The organism is Agreia sp. VKM Ac-1783 (assembly GCF_900177765.1).
Classification (GTDB): Bacteria; Actinomycetota; Actinomycetes; order Actinomycetales; family Microbacteriaceae; genus Agreia.
Genome location: NZ_FXWI01000002.1, coordinates 572111 through 592470 on the forward strand (window position 1 = coordinate 572111; position 20360 = coordinate 592470).

The following is a 20360-nucleotide window of genomic DNA, read 5'->3' on the forward strand; positions in this document are numbered from 1 at the left end:
AACCGACCGTCAGCCGTTCGTCAGTGCGTCGCCTGAATGGTGCGGATCTTCAGAAGCACCTGGTCACGCAGGTCGCCGGGGGCCGTCTCCCGACAGGCGCGCTGAACGGCCTCGGTCAGCACTCGTCCGACGTGAAGCTCCGACTCGCAGTCGACGCATCCCGCGAGGTGCTCCCGGATATCTTCGGCATCCGTCGAGCACAGCTCATTGTGCAGGTACTCTTCGAGTTCGGCCTTGGCCTTGTCGCAACCGCAATCGGTCATTTCTTCGTGCTCCCCGTCTTCGATGCGACATGAATGCCGCGATCTGCTGCGTAGTCGGTCAGAAGTCCCCTGAGAAGTCGTCTGCCTCGGTGCAGGCGACTCATGACTGTGCCGACAGGGGTCTTCATGATGTCGGCGATCTCCTGATAGGAGAAACCTTCGACGTCGGCGAAATAGACCGCCAGACGGAAATCTTCGGGAATCGACTGAAGAGCGTCTTTGACCGCGCTGTCGGGCAGGTGGTCGATGGCCTCAGCCTCCGCCGAGCGGCTCGACATGGCCGTCGCCGACTCGGCCTCGCCCAGCTGCCAGTCCTCCATGTCGGAGATGGTGCCCTTATAGGGGTCGCGCTGCTTCTTGCGATAGGTGTTGATGAACGTGTTCGTGAGAATGCGATAGAGCCACGCCTTGAGATTCGTGCCCTGCTCGAATTGACCGAACGCCGCATAGGCCTTCACGAAGGTCTCTTGAACCAGGTCTTGAGCGTCGGCGGGGTTGCGCGTCATGCGCAGGGCAGCGCCGTAGAGCTGGTCGAGGAACGGTATCGCCTGTTCCTCGAACAGATCCCGCGGATCTGGGGTGGCCGCCGAAGGAGTGTCAGGTGTGGAGTTGCTCATCAGAGCAGAGTCTACTTCGGCGAGGGCGCGTTCGGCCCAGGCCATGCCTGGGGTTGCGACGAGGGGCCGCACACGCTCTTGAGTCAGCATCTCAGCCTCACCCCTGCCTCTCGCACATCGTCGACGGGCCGTTCGACCCTCATACGATCAACAACGACGATCGGAACGTCGTTTATTCCTCCGTCGCGGTAATCTGAGGTGCAATGGGCATCATCAATCAACTCGATCCGCGCTTCTCCCCCTACGACGACGAGACGCCGGGGGTCGCTGCCGTTCCGCCCGGCGACGCGCCGTGGCCGTCGCCGACCGCCTCAGGGCCGATCGACGCTGCGGTGGATCTCCCCGGCTCGAAGAGCCTCACGAACCGTCAACTGGTGCTGTCGGCGCTCGCTGATTCACCGTCTACGCTCCGAGCTCCCCTTCATTCCCGTGACACGACCCTGATGGTCGACGCGCTCCGCTCCATGGGAACGACGATCGAAGCCGTCTCCGGCACCGGCCGGTTCGGTGACGACTGGCTCATCACCCCCGCCGACGAGCTGCTGGGCAGTACAACCGTCGATTGCGGACTCGCGGGAACGGTGATGCGATTCATCCCGCCTGTCGCCGCTCTCGCGCTCGGACCCGTCGTCTTCGACGGCGACGAGGCCGCGCGCCGCAGGCCCATGAAGACGACCATCTCCTCACTCCGCTCGCTCGGCGTAGATATCGCAGACGACGGCGCGGGGGCGCTTCCCTTCACCGTTCATGGCACTGGCCGAGTCGCCGGCGGAGAAATCGTCATCGACGCGTCCAGCTCGAGCCAGTTCGTCTCGGGTCTGCTGCTCTCCGCGGCGCGATTCGACGAGGGCCTCGTTCTCCGTCACTCGGGCGAGCGTGTGCCCAGCCAACCTCATATCGAGATGACGATCCAGGCGTTGGCCGGTCGTGGAGTGACCGTGGAGTCGCCCGGGCCGGGCGTGTGGACGATCGCGCCCGGCCGCATCCGGGGTGCGACCGTCGATATCGAACCCGACCTCTCGAACGCGGCGCCGTTTCTCGCCGCCGCTGTGGCCACGGGAGGACGAGTGAGCGTCAGCGGCTGGCCGACCACCACTACTCAGGTGGGCGCTCACCTCATCGACCTCCTGCCGCTCTTCGGCGCCACCGTGTCGCTGGTAGACGGCGTCCTCACCGTCGAAGGCACGGGCGAGATCCACGGCATCACCCTCGACCTCTCCGAGGGAGGCGAACTCGCACCGGCGCTGGTTGCGTTGGCCGCCTTGGCCGACTCCCCCAGCGAAATCACCGGCATCGGGCACATCCGACACCATGAGACAGACCGCCTCGCCGCCCTCGCGAACGAGCTCACCGCCCTGGGCGGCATCGTCACCGAACTCGAGGACGGCCTCCGCATCGAGCCCGCCCCCCTGCACGGGGGCACGTGGAAGACATACGCCGATCACCGGATGGCTCACGCGGGCGCGATCATCGCCCTCGTCACGCCCGATGTCCTGATCGAAGACATCGCGACGACCTCGAAGACCCTTCCCGAGTTCCCCGAGCTCTGGAGCACGCTCGCCGCGAGCACCTCATGACCTGGTGGTCGAACGACGACGATGACGACGACGACGAGTCGGAGTACGACGAGTCGAGCGTCCGCTTGCGACCGAACCCGAAGGGAAACAAGCCGCGAACCAAGATCCGCCCCGAATACGCCGACGCTGTGCCGGGACGCATCCTCACTGTCGACCGCGGGCGCTTCACCGTGCTGGTCGATGAGGACACGCCGAACGAACGCGCGATAACCGCCTCTCGTGCGCGCGAGCTGGGCAAGACCGCCATCGTGACCGGCGACCGGGTGGGTCTCGTGGGCGACACCTCGGGCGCGGAGGGCAGCCTCTCGCGGGTCGTCAAGATCACGCCTCGCACCACGCTTCTGCGCCGCAGCGCCGACGATACCGACGCCGTCGAGCGCGTGATCGTGGCCAACGCCGATCAGATGCTGATCGTCGTCGCCGCCGCCAATCCCGAGCCGCGCGCACGGCTCGTCGACCGCTACCTGGTCGCCGCCTTCGATGCCGGTATCACGCCGATCCTCTTCATCACCAAGACAGACCTCGCCGATCCGGCCGAGTTCCTCTCTGAGTTCGACTGCCTCGACCTGACGGTTGTTACAGGCCAACGCGACGAGCTGCCCCTCGACGAGTTGAAGAGCCTGCTCATCGGCCATACGACGGTGACCGTGGGCCATTCGGGCGTCGGCAAGTCCACCCTCGTCAACGCTCTCGTTCCGGGAACCGACAGGGCGATCGGACGGGTGAACGATGTCACCGGGCGCGGTCGGCACACATCGTCGTCGACCCTTGGACTGCGCGTGCACGACGACGATGGCCGCTCCGGCTGGATCATCGACACGCCCGGCGTGCGTTCGTTCGGCCTCGGACATGTCGATCCCGCGAACGTCCTGAAGTCGTTCGCGCGCATGGCGATCCCCTCCGCCGTCGAGCCACCCGACGGCATCCCACTCAGCCAGGCGCACGATTGGGAGATCGTCGACCGCGTGCTGGCCGGGGAGTTGGGATCCAGCGGTATAGCCCGCATCCAGTCTCTGCAGAAGCTCGTCGGCTCGCTCAGCGACTCGTAGCTGCCGCTCAGCGGTGACCGGCTGTTCACCCGCGCTGGCTACTCTTAGGGCATGACCGAGCCGTACTCAGATGACCTGGCCCTTGCCCTCGAGATCGCCGACGCCGCCGATGCGATCTCGCTCGATCGCTTCATGGCGCTCGATCTCGTCGTCGAGAAGAAGCCCGATCGAACCCCGGTGACGGATGCGGACAAGGCCGTCGAGCGCGAGATCAGAGACCGGCTCGCGTCGGCGCGACCGGAAGACGCCATCCTCGGCGAAGAGTATGGCTCCGCTGGTGATTCGACGCGACAGTGGATCATCGACCCCATCGACGGCACGGCGAACTATCTGAGGGGCGTCCCGGTGTGGGCGACCTTGATCTCGCTCGTCGTCGACGGCGAACCGGTCGTCGGAGTCGTCAGCTCGCCCGCTCTCGGTCGTCGTTGGTGGGGTGCTCTCAGGCAGGGTGCGTGGACGACGAACTCCACGCTGGCACCGTCATCTCCCGCGCGACGTCTCGCTGTCTCGGCAGTCGCCCGACTCGACGATGCGAGCATCAGCTACAACAGCCTCAAGGGCTGGGACGAGGCGGGCAGGCTCGAGAGCCTCCTCTCTCTGAGCCGCGGCGTCTGGCGCACACGGGCCTACGGCGAGATGTGGTCGTATATGCTCGTCGCCGAGGGGGCGCTCGATGTCGCCGGCGAGTTCGACCTGCAGCCCTACGACATGGCAGCGCTGATACCCGTGATCACCGAAGCAGGCGGTCGGTTCACCTCGGTCGATGGGATCCCCGGACCGTGGTGGGGCTCGGCTCTCGCCACCAACGGGCTGCTGCACGACGAGGCCCTACGAGTACTCGCCGAGTAGGCGCCACTCGACGACGCACCGGAGGCGCGCTAGTGCCGGCGATCGATGCGGGTCGTGTCGACATCGCCGACCCGCCCCGCCCGAGGGTCGTACTCGAACGACCCGCGGTACTCGAACACCCGGCCCAAGATGGGATGCGTGAGGGTCACCTCGACTCGTTGGCTTGCCGTCTCGGCGTCCCAGCGTTCGAGAAGGTCCACCCGCGCCGACAAGATCTGCGGAACCGGAATGCGCACACGCCCCACCCAGAGCCAGGTGCCGACCGATCGCATCCGGAGCCAGCCCTCGGGTGACACGGAAAGCCGAAGCGATACCTCGAGGAAACGGGATCTGCCGAGGAAGTCGTGCAGCAGACCGTCGCGGCCGGCCAGCATCGTGTCCTGCATCGTTCGCGTCACGTCCGCGAAGGCGAACGTGCGGGTCGAACTGAGACACAGCCGACCGTGGCTGTCGGCGTGCGGCACGTTGACCACCGTGAGGCCCGCGCCTCCGCGCTCCCCGAACAAGGCGTCGGCTCGGGCAATGGCCGCAAACAGGGGCACGAGCCAGCTCTTCGACGGCCCCGCGAACTCGTAGACCCCGCGCCCGATTCCGGCCTCGCCACGGGCAGCGCCGCCGACGTAGTGCGACAGTTCTGGCTGCAGCCGAACGATCCGGTCACCGAGCAGGGCCTGATACACCGACCGGTGTGCAACGGACACGATTGCCTATCCCGTGTTCTGCAGACCGGCGGCGACCCCGTTGACGGCCAGCAGGAGAAGCCGGTGCGTGTCGTCAGCCGGATCGACGCTGCCCGAACTGCGCACAGCCCTCAGGGCGCGAAGCTGCAGAAGCGACAGAGCATCGACGTACGGACTCCTCAGACGAACCGCACGCTGGAGTACGGGGCGACCCTCGAGGATCTCGCCGTGCCCGGTCGTGCGCCGAACCCACTCGCGGGTTGTCTCCATCTCGTCGAGCACGAGAGAAGCCAGGTCGTCGCGATCGCCCAGGGCGAGGTACCGCTCGGCAAGCCTGTCGTCCGTCTTCGCGAGCGACATCTCGACGTTGTTGATCATGGCGGTGAAGAGTGGCCAGCGGGCATAGGCATCACGCAGTGCATCGACGTCTCCTACAGCGGCGAGAGCCGAGCCCAGGCCGAACCAGCCTGTCAGATTGATGCGCGCCTGAGTCCACGCGAACACCCACGGGATGGCGCGAAGGTCTTCGAGCGACTCCACTGAGAGCCCGCGGCGCGCGGGCCGAGAACCCAGTGCGAGCAAGCCCACCTCCTCCATCGGCGTCACCTGCGCGAACCACGGAGCGAAGCCGTCTGCCTTGATGAGTTCGAAGAAGCGTTCGCGCGACCGCAGGTCGAGAGTGCGGGCGATGTCGGCGAAGTCGCGCGTGGCCGTGTTGTTGGCCTCTTCGTTCGACGGACTCGACGCGAGAAGCGTCGCTGCAGCCATCTGTTCGATGTGGCGTGCCGCGATCGCCTTGTCGCCGTACTGGGCGAAGATCACCTCGCCCTGCTCGGTCAGTTTGAACCGGCCCTCCACCGAGCCGCCCGGCTGTGCCATGACGGCTTCGTTCGCGGGCCCGCCGCCTCGGCCGAGAGCACCGCCACGACCATGGAACAGCGTCAACTCGATGTCGTTGTCCTGTGCCCAACGCGAGATGCGTTCCTGGGCCGAGTAAAGCGCGAGCGTCGCGGAGACCGGACCCACGTCTTTCGAGGAGTCGGAGTAGCCGAGCATGACTTCGAGCTTTCGACCCGTCGCAGCGAGGCGCTCCTGCACCTGCGGCAACGTGATCATCTCGTCGAGGATGTCTGTGCTCGCCTCGAGATCGGCGAACGTCTCGAACAGAGGAACGGCGTCGAGAACCGGCGCAGCCTCGGGCGATCCGAGTGCGGCCTCGGCCAGAGCGAAGACGGTGGCGATATCGGCCGAAGACTGAGTGAACGACACGATGTAGCGACGAGCCGCAGCTGTTCCGTAGCGCTTCTGCAGAGTGGCAATGGTGCGGTAGACCGACAGGACCTCGTGGGTCATCTCGCTCAGATCGCCGCCGGCCCGGACCTCCTCCAGCGCCTGACGGTGCACCTTGGAGTGCTGACGAACCTCGAGCTCGGCCAGGTGAAAGCCGAAGGTCTCGACCTGCCAGATGAGGTTCTGCAGCTCGCCGTTGGCGCTGCGGTCGGCGCCCGCCTCGCGCAGCGACTGCTGGATCACCCGCAGATCGGAGATCAGCTCGTCGGGCAGACCGTAGGCGAGCTCGGTGCCCTGACGGGTGGCGACGATGCGGGCCGCAATGACCATGAGAACACGGCGATGAGGTTCGTGCGGTGAACGGGTGCCGATCTGACTGGTCACCTGGGGAGCGATGGACTCCTGCCGCTGCCACAGCGCCAACAGCGCTTCGCTGGGCGGGGTGTCCTCGGAATCGAGAGTCAGGGTGCGACCGATGCGCGTGGCCGCGTGTTCGAGACCGAAGAGGATGTGCTCGCTGGCGATCGCCGCCGCTTCTTCTGTGACCTCTGCCGTGACGAAGGGGTTTCCATCCCGATCTGCCGCAATCCAGCTTCCGAGCCGCATGAACGCCGGCGCGACCACAGGCTTCTTGCCCGCCTCCGAGTCGAGCATCCAGTCGTCGAGAAGCCGATAGACCTGCGGCACGACCTGAAACAACGTCTGGTCGAAGATGTTCATCGCTGTGCGGACTTCGTCGAGCGGCGTCGGCCTGGTCGTGCGCAGGGGAGACGTGCGCCAGAGCACGTCGATCTGCTCGAGAAGGCGCCGTTCAATCTCTGCGGCAGCCAAACGGCCCTGCTGACCGGAATCCCTGTCGGAGAGGAGGTCGCTGATGCGCCGGATGGCCGAGGCGACCGCCCGCCGACGCGCCTCTGTCGGATGGGCCGTGAGGACGGGATGGAACCGTAGCGCTGCCAGCCGCTCCGCCGTCTGCTCACGACCGACCTCATCGACGAGGCGCTCGATGGCGGCAGGCAGCGAATCCGCGGGTGCCGGATCGCTCGGAGACGAGAAGCGCGTTCTCAGTACCCTCACCCGGTGATGCTCTTCAGCCAGGTTGGCCAGATGGAAGTAGCTCGTGAACGCGCGCGCTACCTGCTCGGCACGAACAGGCGTGAACGAGTCGACGAGTTTCTCTGCGTCTTCGATCGAGGCGTTGTTCTGCTTCTCGTATGCGTCGATGGTGAGCTCCCGCAACCGCTCAACGTCGTTCAACAGCTCTGTACCGCCAGCTTCGGTCAGAATCTTTCCGAGCAGCGATCCGAGAAGGCGCACGTCTGCGCGCAACGCAGCGTCGACCTCGTCGCGGATGCTTCTGCGGCTGAGCTCGGGATTGCCAGGGTTCGTGTCAGCGAAAATCGTCACCGACCTAAACTAGCGCTCCCGTGTTGACAGCATGTTTCGGGGTCGTCATAAGTCGACGCGATCGGTCGACTGCACGCGATCGACCAACTGCTTCCATGGGCCGACCACCCGGGTTTCGGGAAGAGTCGCTCGCAATTCGGGGCCCCCTGCGTCGACTGCGGTCGTCACGGCATCGGGAGGTGACTGAACCGTGATCATGAAGACAAAACGATCGGGCACGCCGTCGCCGTCGAGGTCTATGCCTTCGCGCCAAGGACAGGCATCGAGGATTCTGATCCACTCGTCGAGTGCCGAGCGCGACTGGTCGTCGACGTCGACGCGCCACGTTCGACGCAGGCCCGCGAAGCCGCCGGTGCGAACGACCGTGATGTTCATGGTCGGACTCCGACGGAGGACCACGCCCGTTCGACCGCTTCGAGTTCGCTCGAGGTGGCGCCGAAACGACGGCTGGCAGACTGCTCCGTGGCTCGCGCGAAGTCGGCGAACGTCGCACGAGGCGCAAGCTCGCCGCTGCTGAGAGTGTCGTACCAGATCTGCCCTGCGCGCTGCCACGTGTACCCGCCGAGCGACTCGGCCACGAGGTAGAACGCTCGATTCGGGATGCCCGAGTTGATGTGCACCCCGCCATTGTCGTCACTCGTGTCGACGAAGTCACGCATATGAGCGGGCTGAGGGTCTTGACCGAGCACATCGTCGTTGTACGCGGTTCCGGGAGCCTTCATCGAGCGGAGAGCAGCGCCCTCGACCATGTCGGTGAACAGCTCTTCTCCGATGAGCCAGCTCGCTTGGTCGGTGGTCTGCTGTCTGGCGTGCTGCTCGACCAGAGCACCGAACACGTCGGAGACCGACTCGTTGAGAGCACCGGACTGACCGGAGTAGTCGAGCGGGCTCGAGAATTGCGTCACGCCGTGACTGAGTTCGTGCCCGATGACGCTCAGCGAGAGCGTGAAGCGTCGGAAGACCTCGCCGTCTCCGTCGCCGAACACCATGCGCTCGCCGTCCCAAAAAGCATTGTCGTACCGTGCGCCGTAATGCACCGTGGCGTCGAGCCCGAGCCCGCGATCATCGACCGACGCCCGGCCGTAGGCGTCTGCGAAAAGGGCGTACGTCGCCCCAAGACCGTCGTACGCCTCGTCTACAGCCGGGTCACCCGTCGATGTTGCGCCTTCAGTTCGGACGACCGTTCCCGGGAGGGTCTCGCGGCCACCCGCGTCGCTGATCGTGCGCCGAGGGCCGTGGCCGGCTTGGCGAGGATCGGCGGGGCGCACGACGGCACCCTGGCGTGCCTCACGCAGCGGTCGAGTGTGCATCAAGGTCTCGTGAGCCGCTGTCGCGACGGCTTCGAGACCGCTCGCGTCGAGCCGTGAGAGGCGGGCCAGCAGATACGGGGGAACAATCGTGCATCGCATGTATCGAGCCTGACACCTGCCACCGACATCGTCCACGAGACGTCTGGGCCTCGGGCTAGAATTTCTAGTTATGACGACTGCTCCCGCCCCGGCCAAGACCTCCGCTCCAGTCACGTATCTGACCAAGGCCGTCGGCGGCGGCCTGTTCGTTCTCTTCTGGGCCATCGCCATCGTGCTGTGGGTGCTGGTCGGTCAGTTCGACGACGCCGGGCTTCGCGGATTCGTCGCCGACGCGGGAATCGTGTTCGCCGCCGTGGGTACGGCCGCTCCGTTCCTCGCCACGACGCGCTCTCTGACGATCGCGCTCGGCTGGGGCGCCGTCGCCCTCGGCCTGTTCGCGCTCGCCGACCTGGGCCAGCTCACCGTGATCGTCTACCTGCTGCGCATGTTCGTGCCGCTCGTGGCGATCCTGGCGCCTGTCAACAAGTTCGTCAACGGTTATCGAGTGTTCGTCTAAGTGCTACGCATAGCTCTCGTCTGTCTGCACACCTCACCGGCAGACGAGCCCGGTTCCGGCGACGCCGGGGGCATGAACGTCGTCGTACTGCACCAAGCACAGGCCCTGGCGTCACTGGGGCACGACGTCGAGATCATCACGAGGCGCTCCACGACGACTGCCCCGCCGGTGCTCACTCTCGGAGACAACCTTCGTCTGCGCTTCGTCGATGCGGGTCCAGCAGAGCCGGCCGCGAAGGGCGACCACGAGAACTTCATCGCCGAGTTCAGCCGACGCCTCTCGACGCTCGGCCCGTACGACGTCATCCATTCGCATCACTGGTTCTCGGGAATGGCCGCCTTGCCCGTCGCACGCGCCCGACGAATACCGCACGTCCAAAGCTTCCACAGCATCGCGGCAGACGACTCCACGCCTCTCTCTGACGGGGAACGGTCGGAGTCTCCGGGGCGCATGGCCGGCGAATCATGGCTCGCACGGGAATCGGACGCCCTCGTCGCGATCAGTGAGGCCGAGGCCCGCACGATCGAGAGCCGCCTGGGCGGCGCACCCGAGCGCATCACGGTCGTCTCCCCCGGCGTCGACAGCGATCTGTTCGCACCCGCCACGTCTGAACCCCCGTCGAGCCCGCGCGCGCCCTACGCGGTCGTCGCAGCGCGATTGCAGCCTCTGAAAGGCCTGGACCTCGCGATCGAGGCCATCGCCGCGGTTTCTCCCGATCTCCGTCCAGAACTCGTGGTGTCGGGCGACGCATCCGCAGACTTCGACGGCTATGTCGACGAGTTGTCACGGCTCGCCGAGCTCAGGGGCATCGGTCATCTGGTGCACTTCATCGGACCGCAGTCCCGCGAGACGCTCGCCGAGCTGTTGCGTCAGGCACGGGTCGTGTTGATCCCCTCTCACTCCGAGACCTATGGGCTCGTCGCACTCGAGGCCGCGGCGAGCAGGGTTCCCGTGGTCGCTGCGGCATCGGGAGGCCTCCGAGAGGCGGTGATCGACGGTGTCACAGGCATCGTCATCGACTCCCGCGATCCAGAGGTCTGGGCGCAGGCGATCACGCGGCTCATCTCGGATGGCGACGAGGCGACAGCCCTGTCGATGAGGGCCCGTGAACGTGCGGAGACGCTCAGCTGGTCGCATTCGGCAGAAGCGCTCCTCCGCGTGTACGACGACCTCGTCTCCCGTCTCGCAGTCGCGTGAACATTCTCGACGGCGTTCGCAGCGTGCTCTTCGTGCACGCGCATCCCGATGACGAAACCCTCGCCACAGGCGCACTGATCTCCGAGATGGTCGCCCGCGGCATCCGGGTGCATCTCGTGACCGCCACGCGTGGAGAGCGCGGAGAGATCGTCGCCGGTTCGCTGGCGGCAGAGCCCGACCCCGAGACCCTGTCGCAGATCCGCGAGAACGAGTTGAACGCCGCATCCACGATTCTCGGAATCAGCGACAGATACTGGCTCGGAAGCGCTCCTGCACGAACGCACGAACGACCCGAGCGACGGTACCGCGACTCGGGCATGTCCTGGATCACCCCCGATCTCGCTGGCCCGTCGCCCGATGTCACTCCGGACGCGCTTGTCAGCGCGCCTCTCGACGAGGTGACAAACGACCTGGCGGCGCTGATCGAGCATGTGCGGCCGTCTCTCGTCGTGGGCTACGACGATGCGGGCGGTTACGGGCATCCGGATCACGTTCGGATGCACGACGCGACCGTCGCCGCGTGTCGCCTGACAAACACCCCCTTGGCGGAGATCGTGGCCGAGCCGAGCGACGACGTCGAGTGGTTCGAGCTAGAACACAGGCGGCCCACCGTCACGGCGGCGCTCCGTGCCCACGCGACTCAGGTGCGCGTCGATGGCGACGAGATCGTGCACTCCGGTGGGCAACGGCAGGACATCCCGACGTCGGTCGGACTTCGCGGGCGCTGAACAATGGAGGCCAGCCGGACATAAAACCAGCTGAGTACGAACTCCAACGGAGCGTGAAACCAACAGTGCGTGATGTGACCTCAGTGGTGGAGATGCGGGGAATTGAACCCCGGTCCACTGCTGTGATTCTGCGCCTTCTACGGGCGTATCCTGTTGAGTTCGCTTTACTCGGCCCCGAGCTTTGCTACAGGCATCTAGCTCGACGGGCCCAGCCCGAGTGCAAGTCCCTCCGCGCCCTCAGGCGTAACGCGGAAGCAATCTCTCTGAATGTCGCCAGAACCCGGGTAGAGAGCATTCCCGGACTGACGGTCTCTATTTAGTGCTTAGAAGAGAACTACGCCGCGAGGGCGAAGTCTGCCTGAGCAGAGACAGTGCGGTTTGATTTGGCACTTATTGTTTTTCAGAGATCGTTAACGAGATAACCCTGAATCCTCGACCCGCTTCTCGCAGTTTCGCAGGCAATGTCGAAACCGATCATCCCCGAGCGGGTCACTATCACGCACTGTTGAGTTGTGTGTTTCATACCAGCACCTCGATGGATGCAGCTTCTTAGTCTACGACAGATCTGCTGCGATAACCACAACCGCTCGTCACCGCCCGCAGATAGGGTGAAGCCATGAGCGAGACAATCATCTCCGTCGCGGCGTCGGCCGACACCCATCACACTCCTGAACGCGCGACGGTGCAGCTCACCCTCGGGTTCGAGGGCCCGGAGCGCCAGCCCGTGTTCGAGAAGACTCGCGAACTGCACGCGGCGATGTCCGAGAGCCTCCGCGCCCTGCACGATCCGATCGCCGATGCTGTCACGCGCTGGAGCGCCGACCAGATGAGCGTATGGGGCCAACGCCCGTGGAGTCAGGACGGAGCCCAACTGCCGCCCGTCTATCACGCCACGACGACCGTGCGTGCTCGCTTCCGTGACTTCTCGGAGCTGGCGACCTGGCTCGACTCGGTCGCGTTCCGTGACGGAGTGACGGTGGCGTCGGTCGAGTGGTCGCTGACATCGTCCACGCGTTCCCGTCTGCAGACCGACGCCCAGAAGACCGCGATCGTCACCGCCCGCTCGAAAGCACAGAGCTACGCCGAAGCGCTCGGCCTGTCGAACCTGCGCCCGATAGCCGTCGCCGACCCCGGGATGCTCGGTGATGACACGGGGGCAGGCCCCGGCATGGGCGTCGCTCGATTCGCCGCACACGAGATGGCGAAGAGCAGTGGTGGCGGGCCGCTCGACCTGACGCCGGCCGACGTCGTGATCAGCGCATCCATCGAGGCGCGATTTGCGGCGACGGCATGACCCGCGATCTGGTCGGCCGAACCGTCGTCGTCACCGGCGGCAACGCCGGACTCGGATACTTCACCGCCGAACAGCTCTCCCAGCGGGGCGCTCGAGTGGTGATCGCGAGCCGAAACGAGGCCAAAGCGAAGCGCGCGATCGAATCGCTGCTCCGCGAAGTCGAGAACATCGAGCAGCCCTCGTTCGTGCAGCTCGATCTCGCCGACCTCGCGAGTGTGTCGCGCGCAGCCGACGAACTCGCCGAGCTGCCGTCGATAGACGTTCTGGTCGCCAACGCCGGCATCACCGAGGGCACCGCCGAGGCGAAGACGGTCGACGGGTTCGAGAGCATGTTCGGCACCAACCACCTCGGCCATTTCGCCCTGATCTCCCGGCTGATGCCCGCGCTTCTCGCAACGGCCGGTTCTCGCATCGTTCACCTGGGCAGCATCAGCCACCGCTTCTTCGCGCTCGACCTCGAGGAGCACGGCTCCCCCGAACGGTTCCGCAGCTTTCAAAGCTACTCGCGCTCGAAGCTGGCCGTGATGACTTTCGCCTTCGAGCTCGACAGGCGACTTCGGGAGGCGGGCCACGGGACACGGAGCATCGTCGCGCATCCCGGATTCGCCCTCGACGAGCTGACACCGCTGCGCACCGGTGTCGGGCCCGATGAGCGACCCGGGGCCGTCGTGCAGACGCTGCTGCGTTCTTTCGCTCAGGGCAAGGATGCCGGCGCCTGGCCGATCGTGCTGGCCGCCACCGACGAGTACCTGCGTGGCGGCGAATACGTCGGACCCGCCGGCTGGCAGCAGCTACACGGTCGTCCGCGTGTCACTACTGCGAAGGCGTGGTCTCGCGACCGGACCGTCGCCGCCAGGCTGTGGCAGCGGTCAGAGGAGCTGACCGGAACGTCGCTGACTCTGTCATGAGTCTGACGCTGTAGTGAGGCCGAGCGAAGACGAGATCAGTCGCCGAGGTTGCGTCGTGCCGACATGGCCCTGTCGGACTCGCGCTTGTCTTGGCGCTCGCGCAGCGTCTGCCGCTTGTCGTACTCGCGCTTTCCCTTCGCCACGGCCAACTCCACCTTGGCGCGTCCGTCGCTGAAATAGAGCTGCAGCGGAATGAGGGTGTAACCGCCCTCTTTCGTCTTGTTGTGCAGCTTGAGGATCTGCTCCTTGTGCAACAGCAGCTTGCGCTTACGCCGCGGGGTGTGGTTGTTCCACGTTCCCTGCGTGTACTCGGGAATGTGCACAGCGTCGAGCCACGCTTCGCCGTTCTCGATGAACGCGTAGCCGTCGACCAGCGAGGCGCGGCCCATGCGCAGCGACTTGACCTCTGTGCCGTTCAAGACCATTCCGGCCTCGTACGTCGACTCGATGGTGTAGTCGTGCCGAGCCTTGCGGTTGGTCGCGACGACCTTCTGACCGCTCTCCTTGGGCACGTTGAACTCCTGATGACTTAGTGTGCCGAACCTCGCGTGCGGCAGCCGTCCAGTATACGCCCAGCCGCGGGCGCGCACGTCCTCAGCCGCGACGAGACTGTTTAGACCTTGAGGTAGCGGGTGATGGCGAACTTCGCCGACAGCGCCGCCAGCACGGCACCGACCACGATCAGGATCGGCGCTACGAGAAGCGCGTCTCCCGTGCTGACGAACGACGTGAACGGCAACTGATTGAGCAGCCATCCCTGCACGAAGAACTTGACGATCGCCCAGATGGCCAAACCTGCCAGGGCCGAACCGATCAGCGACGCGATCACACCCTCGATGATGAACGGTGTCTGGATGAACCTGTTCGACGCACCGACCAATCGCATGATCCCGAGTTCTCGGCGACGCGAGAACGCCGAGAGTCGGATAGTCGTGGCGATCAGCAGGACGGCCGCGATCAGCATGATGGCGGCGACGGCGATCGCTGTGTAGCTGGCGGCGTTCAACACCGTGAAGATCTGCTCGAGATAACTTCGCTGGTCGGTCACACTCTGCACGCCGGCGAACCCCGACAGACTCTCGACGAGCACGGCGGACTGCGTGGGATCTTTCAGATTCACCCAGAAGGTCTGCGGAAGCAGGTCGGGTGTCACATAGTCGGTGACGGGATTGCCCTTGAACTGCTTCTGGAAGTTCTCGAAGGCCTGATCGTGATCCTCGAAGTAGTACTTGTCGATGAAGGGCGACAGGGTCGATCCATCCAGCTGCGCCTTGACGGCGTCGATCTGGTCCTGGGTTGCGTCGCCGTTCCCACAGGTCTCCCCCGTGTCCGTGGCGGTGCAGAGATAGACCGCGACCTGCGCCTTGTCGTACCAGTAGTTCTTCATCTGGCCGATCTGCATCTGCAGAAGAATTGCCGTGCCCACGAAGGTGAGCGAGATGAACGTGACGAGCACGACGGAGATGACCATCGAGACGTTGCGTCGGAGGCCGGTGCCGACCTCGCCGAAGATGAGTCCGAGTCTCACGAGGTGGGTCCTACGTTCTGGTCCTTGGCTGGATCGATTCGTTCGCCGGGAGCGCGGAGCCCCAGCTTCTCGGCCAGGCCGAGTTGATCGGTGACGGGGTCGACGGCGCGAGGGGTGGCCGACAGCGGCGCCGGGGGCGCGGATGCGGCGGGCACGGGCGCGGCGGGCGCCGCTACGGCCGGCTCGCCCTGGTCGGGGGCCTGGGCTGCCGGCGCCTGAGCCGGAGCAACCGGAGCCTCCGAGGTGGACGAGGGCTCGGCTGTGACGACCGGCGCAGAGAACGTGGGCGTCGAACTGCTCATGCCGCGGCTGCCGCGCACCATTCCGGGAATGCCGATCTCCGCGGTCATTCCGCTGTCGCGCAGCGCGATCTCGGCGGTCATGCCGTAGCCGCCCTGCAGTTCGTCGCGAACGACCTCGCCCTGCACGAGCTCGATCACGCGGCGCTGCATCTGGTCGACGATGGCGTTGTCGTGTGTGGCCATGATCACCGTGGTACCGCCCGCGTTGATGCGCTGCAGAACCTGCATGATGCCACCCGAGGTCAGGGGGTCGAGGTTACCGGTCGGCTCGTCGGCGAGCAGGATGGCGGGCTTGTTGACCACCGCGCGGGCGATGGCCACGCGCTGCTGTTCACCGCCCGACAGCTCGTGCGGAAGGCGGTTGGCTTTCTCGTTGAGACCGACCATGGCGAGCACGTCGGGCACGGCCTCCTGGATGAATCCGCGAGACTTGCCGATGACCTGCAGGGTGAAGGCGACGTTGTCGAACACATTCTTGTTCGGCAGCAGGCGGAAGTCCTGGAAGACGACGCCGAGGTTGCGCCGGAAATAGGGCACCTTGCGCGATGAGATCGTTCCCAGATCTTGGCCGAGCACGTGGATGCTGCCGTTCGTGGGCTTGTCTTCCTTCAGCACGAGGCGCAGGAAGCTCGACTTGCCGGAACCGGAGGCTCCGACAAGAAAGACGAATTCACCGCGGAGGATCTCGAGGTCGACGCTGTTCAGCGCCGGCTTCTTGGTCCCCCGGTAAATCTGGGATACGTGATCAAATCGAATCATGGCAGGTTGAGCTTAAGCAGGCCGAGATGCTACTCAGCGCACGACTCGCCACGGAGCGCCGATTGGACCGCGAGTCTGAATGCGAGCCCGGTATTGCCTAGGAGACCTTCTGCTTGCGCCAGCGGATGCCGGCCGAGATGAAGCCGTCGAGCTCACCGTCGAAGACATTCGAGGGGTTGTTCGATTCGTAGTCCGTGCGCAGGTCTTTAACCATCTGATACGGCGCGAGCACGTAGCTGCGCATCTGGTCTCCCCAGCTGGCGGTGATCACGCCGGCCAGCTCCTTCTTCTTGGCGTTCTCCTCGTCGCGCTGCAACAGCAGCAGACGCGACTGCAGCACGCGGAGCGCTGCCGCCCTGTTCTGGATCTGGCTCTTCTCGTTCTGGCAGCTGACGACGATCCCCGTGGGAAGGTGCGTGATGCGCACGGCCGAGTCCGTGGTGTTGACCGACTGGCCGCCCGGGCCCGACGAGCGGAAGACATCCACCCGGATGTCACTCTCGGGAACATCGACCGACTCGGTCTGGGCGATGAGCGGGATGACCTCGACGGCCGCGAAGCTGGTCTGGCGCTTGCCCGCCGAGTTGAAGGGGCTCATACGCACGAGCCGGTGGGTTCCGGCCTCGACCGACAGCGTTCCGAAGGCGTAGGGGGCGTCGACCTCGAAGGTCGCGCTCTTGATGCCCGCCTCTTCTGCGTAGCTGGTGTCGAGCACGGTGACCGAGTATCCATGCTGCTCGGAGTAGCGCAGATACATGCGCAGCAGCATCTCGGCGAAGTCGGCGGCGTCGACGCCGCCCGCTCCCGCGCGGATCGTGATGACGGCGGCCCGCGGATCGTACTCGCCGTTCAGCAGCGTCTGCACCTCGAGCTCTCCGAGGAGCTTCGTGAGGCTCTCGAGTTCGGCCTGGGCCTCCTGAGCCGACTCCTCGTCGCCCTCGGAGTTGATGAGCTCGACCATGATCTCGAGGTCTTCGAGCCGTGAGGTGATGCTGGTGACCTTCGCCAGATCGGACTGCGCGTGCGACAGTGCGCTGGTGACCTTCTGGGCCTTTTCGGTGTCGTCCCAGAGGTCGGGTACACCGGCCTGCGCGCTGAGGTCGTCGATACGAGCCTTGAGGTCATCGACGTCGATGACCGAGAGGATGTCGCGGAAGGTGGAGCGGAGGGCGGCGATCTGCTCGCTGAAATCAAGTTCCTGCATGGTGCACCCAGCCTACCGGGCGGCCGCGGGCGATCCTCCGGCGTAGGGTTGGATGCGATATGAGCGACACAGAGACCGGTTTCCGTTTCCGTTCCATCGCCCTACCCGCCCTCCTTCCCTCGTTGCTCTTCGCCATCGGTGAGGGGTCGATCATCCCGATCATCCCCGCCATCGCCCAGGATCTCGGTGCCGGCCTCGCCTTCGCCGGCTTCATCGCGGCGATGATCATGGTCGGAGAGCTCATCGGCGACATCCCGAGTGGTTGGATCGTCAGCCGCATCGGTGAACGACGGGCCATGGTCGGGGCGTCGCTCGTCTCGATCATCGGCGTCACGACGTGCATCGTCGCATCCGGGCCCTGGATGCTCGGGGTCGGCATCTTTCTGCTCGGTCTGTCGACCGCGACCTTCGCTCTGGCGCGGCACGCGTTCATGACGACCTTCGTTCCGTTGCCGTACCGGGCTCGGGCGCTGTCGACTCTCGGCGGAACCTTCAGAGCGGGCTGGTTCGTCGGCCCCTTCATCGCCGCCGGCCTCATCGCGCTCACGGCACACGCGGCGATCGTGTTCTGGGTGCATCTCGGGTGCGCGGTCATCGTGATCGTGCTGTTGATGCTGTTACCCGATCCCACCGCGCGGGCCGCAGCGGCTGCCCGCGCGCAGGGAACACGCGAGACAGAGGGCGAACATCTCGTCGCCGAGGAATCTCAGGGGCTTTTCCGTACGATCGTGGCCTTCCGCGGGGTACTCATCCGGCTCGGAACGGGAGTGGCGATCGTCGGAGCGCTGCGCGCCAGTCGCTCCGTCATACTGCCGCTCTGGGCGGTCAGCCTCGGGCTGCCCGAGAGCACGACCGCGCTGATCATCGGACTGGGCGGCGCCATGGACTTCGCGCTGTTCTATGCCAGCGGCCAGGTGATGGATCGCTTCGGCCGGTTGTGGAGCGTGGTGCCCTCGATGCTCGGTATGGGTATCGGACTCTTCGCCCTGGCGTTCACCCACGACCTGCAGAACGCCGTGGGCTGGTTCATCGGCATCACCGCGATCACCGGCCTCGCGAACGGAATCGGCAGCGGCATCCTGATGACCCTCGGCGCCGATCTGGCGCCCAAGAACGACCCGGCACCCTTCCTCGGGGCATTCCGCTTCACCGGCGACGCCGGAACGGCCGCCGCTCCCCTGCTCGTGTCTCTCGTCGTAGCTGTGGCCACCCTGTCGCTCTCGACGGCGATCATGGGCGTCATCGGTGTCTTGGGCGCGGGCATGATGCTGCGCTACGTGCCCCGCTACGTTCCCCGTAGGCCGGGTCGCCCGTCCGCCTGATCAGGCGTCGGCAGTTCTCATCCGGCGGATGGCGCGCCTTGCTGGGCACGGGCTTTCGCACGCGACCTCAGGTCGACGAGACCCACGACGAGGGAGACCGTGATGAGTGAGATCGCGATGAGGATGCCGTTGCGGAATCCGTCGTGGTACACGGTGAGCTTGTCGGGCGTCGTCGTCTCTCGGTAGAGCGTCGAGAAGAAGGTCGAGCTCACGGCCGCGACACCGATCGCGGTGCCGACTCGTTGCCCGACCTGCGCGAGCGAACCTGCGACGCCGCCCTCGCTGACGGGCACCTCGGCCAGTGTGAGTGTCTGATTGGGCGAGATCACGAGGCCGCCTCCGGCTCCCGCGACGGCCATGGCGGCGGCCATCCACCAGATCGTCTGGTCGCGCGGGGTGAGCACGGCGGCGGCGAGAATCAGCGAGAAGCCGACGATGACCGTGATCGTGCCGATGACCACGAGCTTGCGCCCGTAGCGCTCGACAATTCGACCGCCGATGAGCGAGCTGGCCGCGGAGGTGAGCGCGAACGGGATGCTGACCATGCCGGCGAATACGGGAAGCGCTCCGAGACCCTGCTGCAGGTAGAGCGTCGTGAGCAGAAAGGTGCCGGGGATGGCGGCGAAGTACGCGGTGGCCACGAGGATGCCGTTGCGGTAGGAGGCGATGCGGAAGAGCGCGAAGTGCACGACGGAGGACTTGCCGCGGCGGGAGTAGTCGCGCTCCCACAGGAGGAAGGCGACGGTTCCGAGAACGAAGCCGACAAGCCAGAACCAGCGCTTGGGGTCGTCGTCGGGGCCACCCGTCGTGAAGACGAAGGGAACCATGACGCTGAACACCGAGAAGCCGAGGAGCAGGATTCCGACGAGGTCGAGTTCTGTCTTGACCGTCGACCCCTTCGGCTTCGTCGGCAGCAGGCGCAGCGCGAAGAACAGGGCGATCAGGCCGAGCGGGATGTTCATCCAGAACAGGAGTCGCCAGCCGTCGGTCTCGCCGCCGAGGGCAATCAACAGGCCGCCGAGCGTCGGGCCGAACGCCGTCGAGACGCCGATGGTCGCGCCGAAGATACCGAACGCGCGCCCCCGAGCCGAGCCCTGGAACAGCTGCTGCACGAGCCCCAGTACCTGGGGCATCTGGATGCCGGCGGCGACTCCCTGGAGGATGCGAGCGATGAGCAGCGTCTCGACAGTCGGGGCCAGCGCGCAGGCGAGACTCGCGAGTGTGAACGAGATGAGGCCGATCGAGAAGAGCAGTTTGCGCGAGTAGATGTCGCCCAGCCGGCCGGCGGGAACGAGCGCCAGGCCGAAGGCGAGCGCGTAGCCGGCGACGATCAACTGCAGCTCGGTCGAGCCGGCGCCGAGTGCCTTCTCGATCGACGGAAGACCCACGTTGACCTTCGAGAGGTCGAGGATGGTGAGCGCGGCAACGCCCACGGCGACGGCGAACGCCTGCCACTTCGCCCGCTCGGTGAGTTCCATCTGAGGTGCCGGTGAGCTCGAAGTCATGGACACGTACTCTAC

20 protein-coding genes and 1 other RNA gene are annotated in these 20360 nt (G+C 65.7%); 9 read left to right on the forward strand and 12 right to left on the reverse strand.

All coding sequences use genetic code 11. The annotated features are described in order from the left end of the window. Positions 1–20: 20 nt before the first annotated feature. On the reverse strand, positions 21–263 hold the full coding sequence (locus CCK87_RS07740) for a zf-HC2 domain-containing protein (protein ID WP_055780631.1): 243 nt from the start codon (positions 261–263) through the stop codon (positions 21–23). Then, the gene (locus CCK87_RS07745) at positions 260–880 is read right to left on the reverse strand and encodes a sigma-70 family RNA polymerase sigma factor (RefSeq protein ID WP_170927189.1); all 621 of its coding nucleotides are present in this window, start codon (positions 878–880) and stop codon (positions 260–262) included. Before CCK87_RS07745 ends, CCK87_RS07740 begins: the two co-directional genes overlap by 4 nt. 203 nt (positions 881–1083) lie before the next feature. On the opposite strand from CCK87_RS07745, the gene aroA reads away from it, so the two are divergent. The 3 genes from aroA to CCK87_RS07760 are packed head-to-tail and all read left to right on the forward strand — an operon-like array spanning position 1084 to position 4355. Beyond that, complete coding sequence (gene aroA, locus CCK87_RS07750; protein ID WP_086460835.1) at positions 1084–2457, forward strand: 3-phosphoshikimate 1-carboxyvinyltransferase; 1374 nt, start codon at positions 1084–1086, stop codon at positions 2455–2457. Further along, positions 2454–3506: a ribosome small subunit-dependent GTPase A gene (rsgA, locus tag CCK87_RS07755; protein WP_086460836.1), complete on the forward strand. Its 1053-nt coding sequence runs from the start codon at positions 2454–2456 to the stop codon at positions 3504–3506. Before aroA ends, rsgA begins: the two co-directional genes overlap by 4 nt. Before the next feature lie 51 nt (positions 3507–3557). After that, positions 3558–4355, forward strand: coding sequence for an inositol monophosphatase family protein (locus tag CCK87_RS07760; protein WP_086460837.1), 798 nt, complete (start codon positions 3558–3560; stop codon positions 4353–4355). Positions 4356–4384: 29 nt separating this feature from the next. Here the strand turns inward: CCK87_RS07760 and CCK87_RS07765 are convergent, their stop codons facing one another. From CCK87_RS07765 to CCK87_RS07780, 4 genes are all read right to left on the reverse strand, one after another. Next, complete coding sequence (locus tag CCK87_RS07765; RefSeq protein WP_170927190.1) at positions 4385–5056, reverse strand: DUF4166 domain-containing protein; 672 nt, start codon at positions 5054–5056, stop codon at positions 4385–4387. A gap of 6 nt (positions 5057–5062) precedes the next feature. Continuing rightward, positions 5063–7678: a phosphoenolpyruvate carboxylase gene (locus tag CCK87_RS07770; protein ID WP_249273824.1), complete on the reverse strand. Its 2616-nt coding sequence runs from the start codon at positions 7676–7678 to the stop codon at positions 5063–5065. A 99-nt stretch (positions 7679–7777) separates the two neighbouring features. Next, positions 7778–8107 carry a protealysin inhibitor emfourin gene (locus tag CCK87_RS07775; RefSeq protein WP_086460839.1) on the reverse strand — a complete coding sequence of 110 codons (330 nt, stop codon included), beginning with the start codon at positions 8105–8107 and terminating at the stop codon, positions 7778–7780. Then, entirely contained in the window at positions 8104–9141 is a 1038-nt protein-coding gene (locus CCK87_RS07780) for a M4 family metallopeptidase (protein ID WP_086460840.1), read from the reverse strand. Before CCK87_RS07780 ends, CCK87_RS07775 begins: the two co-directional genes overlap by 4 nt. Before the next feature lie 70 nt (positions 9142–9211). Between CCK87_RS07780 and CCK87_RS07785 the strand changes: the two genes are divergently transcribed. Genes CCK87_RS07785 through CCK87_RS07795 form a run of 3 tightly spaced genes read left to right on the forward strand, consistent with a single transcriptional unit; the run spans position 9212 to position 11523 of the window. Next, complete coding sequence (locus CCK87_RS07785; RefSeq protein WP_086460841.1) at positions 9212–9598, forward strand: hypothetical protein; 387 nt, start codon at positions 9212–9214, stop codon at positions 9596–9598. Beyond that, entirely contained in the window at positions 9599–10795 is a 1197-nt protein-coding gene (locus CCK87_RS07790; RefSeq protein WP_249273771.1) for a glycosyltransferase, read from the forward strand. Further along, on the forward strand, positions 10792–11523 hold the full coding sequence (locus CCK87_RS07795) for a PIG-L family deacetylase (RefSeq protein ID WP_170927191.1): 732 nt from the start codon (positions 10792–10794) through the stop codon (positions 11521–11523). Before CCK87_RS07790 ends, CCK87_RS07795 begins: the two co-directional genes overlap by 4 nt. 84 nt (positions 11524–11607) lie before the next feature. Here CCK87_RS07795 and ssrA read toward each other — a convergent pair. Continuing rightward, positions 11608–12005, reverse strand: a transfer-messenger RNA (tmRNA) gene (ssrA, locus tag CCK87_RS07800). Between the two features lie 134 nt (positions 12006–12139). On the opposite strand from ssrA, the gene CCK87_RS07805 reads away from it, so the two are divergent. Together CCK87_RS07805 and CCK87_RS07810 are read left to right on the forward strand one after the other, a co-directional pair. Continuing rightward, positions 12140–12817 (forward strand): SIMPL domain-containing protein, encoded by a 678-nt coding sequence (locus tag CCK87_RS07805; RefSeq protein WP_086460843.1) that lies wholly within the window; start codon positions 12140–12142, stop codon positions 12815–12817. Then, a complete protein-coding gene (locus CCK87_RS07810; protein ID WP_086460844.1) occupies positions 12814–13725 on the forward strand; it encodes an SDR family NAD(P)-dependent oxidoreductase in 912 nt (303 codons plus the stop codon). The genes CCK87_RS07805 and CCK87_RS07810 overlap by 4 nt, the downstream gene beginning before the upstream one ends. A gap of 35 nt (positions 13726–13760) precedes the next feature. On the opposite strand, the gene smpB is transcribed toward CCK87_RS07810, so the two are convergent. From smpB to prfB, 4 genes are all read right to left on the reverse strand, one after another. Continuing rightward, positions 13761–14237 (reverse strand): SsrA-binding protein SmpB, encoded by a 477-nt coding sequence (smpB, locus tag CCK87_RS07815; RefSeq protein ID WP_055780595.1) that lies wholly within the window; start codon positions 14235–14237, stop codon positions 13761–13763. 101 nt (positions 14238–14338) lie between these two features. Beyond that, positions 14339–15253 (reverse strand): permease-like cell division protein FtsX, encoded by a 915-nt coding sequence (gene ftsX / locus CCK87_RS07820; RefSeq protein WP_086460845.1) that lies wholly within the window; start codon positions 15251–15253, stop codon positions 14339–14341. Beyond that, positions 15250–16314, reverse strand: a complete 1065-nt coding sequence (gene ftsE / locus CCK87_RS07825; RefSeq protein WP_086460846.1) for a cell division ATP-binding protein FtsE — start codon at positions 16312–16314, stop codon at positions 15250–15252. The genes ftsX and ftsE overlap by 4 nt, the downstream gene beginning before the upstream one ends. 97 nt (positions 16315–16411) lie before the next feature. After that, positions 16412–17518, reverse strand: coding sequence for a peptide chain release factor 2 (gene prfB / locus CCK87_RS07830; protein WP_044438800.1), 1107 nt, complete (start codon positions 17516–17518; stop codon positions 16412–16414). 59 nt (positions 17519–17577) lie between these two features. Between prfB and CCK87_RS07835 the strand changes: the two genes are divergently transcribed. Beyond that, a complete protein-coding gene (locus CCK87_RS07835; RefSeq protein WP_086460847.1) occupies positions 17578–18840 on the forward strand; it encodes an MFS transporter in 1263 nt (420 codons plus the stop codon). A 17-nt stretch (positions 18841–18857) separates the two neighbouring features. Here the strand turns inward: CCK87_RS07835 and CCK87_RS07840 are convergent, their stop codons facing one another. Then, the gene (locus CCK87_RS07840; protein ID WP_086460848.1) at positions 18858–20345 is read right to left on the reverse strand and encodes an MFS transporter; all 1488 of its coding nucleotides are present in this window, start codon (positions 20343–20345) and stop codon (positions 18858–18860) included. Positions 20346–20360: the final 15 nt, after the last annotated feature.

What these genes read in the sequence shown, in the direction of transcription:
- CCK87_RS07740 (WP_055780631.1), bottom strand. Translation starts at nt 263, where the DNA reads ATGACCGATTGCGGTTGCGACAAGGCCAAGGCCGAACTCGAAGAGTAC.
- CCK87_RS07745 (WP_170927189.1), bottom strand. Translation starts at nt 880, where the DNA reads ATGAGCAACTCCACACCTGACACTCCTTCGGCGGCCACCCCAGATCCG.
- aroA (WP_086460835.1), top strand. Translation starts at nt 1,084, where the DNA reads ATGGGCATCATCAATCAACTCGATCCGCGCTTCTCCCCCTACGACGAC.
- rsgA (WP_086460836.1), top strand. Translation starts at nt 2,454, where the DNA reads ATGACCTGGTGGTCGAACGACGACGATGACGACGACGACGAGTCGGAG.
- CCK87_RS07760 (WP_086460837.1), top strand. Translation starts at nt 3,558, where the DNA reads ATGACCGAGCCGTACTCAGATGACCTGGCCCTTGCCCTCGAGATCGCC.
- CCK87_RS07775 (WP_086460839.1), bottom strand. Translation starts at nt 8,107, where the DNA reads ATGAACATCACGGTCGTTCGCACCGGCGGCTTCGCGGGCCTGCGTCGA.
- CCK87_RS07780 (WP_086460840.1), bottom strand. Translation starts at nt 9,141, where the DNA reads ATGCGATGCACGATTGTTCCCCCGTATCTGCTGGCCCGCCTCTCACGG.
- CCK87_RS07785 (WP_086460841.1), top strand. Translation starts at nt 9,212, where the DNA reads ATGACGACTGCTCCCGCCCCGGCCAAGACCTCCGCTCCAGTCACGTAT.
- CCK87_RS07805 (WP_086460843.1), top strand. Translation starts at nt 12,140, where the DNA reads ATGAGCGAGACAATCATCTCCGTCGCGGCGTCGGCCGACACCCATCAC.
- CCK87_RS07810 (WP_086460844.1), top strand. Translation starts at nt 12,814, where the DNA reads ATGACCCGCGATCTGGTCGGCCGAACCGTCGTCGTCACCGGCGGCAAC.
- ftsE (WP_086460846.1), bottom strand. Translation starts at nt 16,314, where the DNA reads ATGATTCGATTTGATCACGTATCCCAGATTTACCGGGGGACCAAGAAG.
- prfB (WP_044438800.1), bottom strand. Translation starts at nt 17,518, where the DNA reads ATGCAGGAACTTGATTTCAGCGAGCAGATCGCCGCCCTCCGCTCCACC.
- CCK87_RS07835 (WP_086460847.1), top strand. Translation starts at nt 17,578, where the DNA reads ATGAGCGACACAGAGACCGGTTTCCGTTTCCGTTCCATCGCCCTACCC.
- CCK87_RS07840 (WP_086460848.1), bottom strand. Translation starts at nt 20,345, where the DNA reads ATGACTTCGAGCTCACCGGCACCTCAGATGGAACTCACCGAGCGGGCG.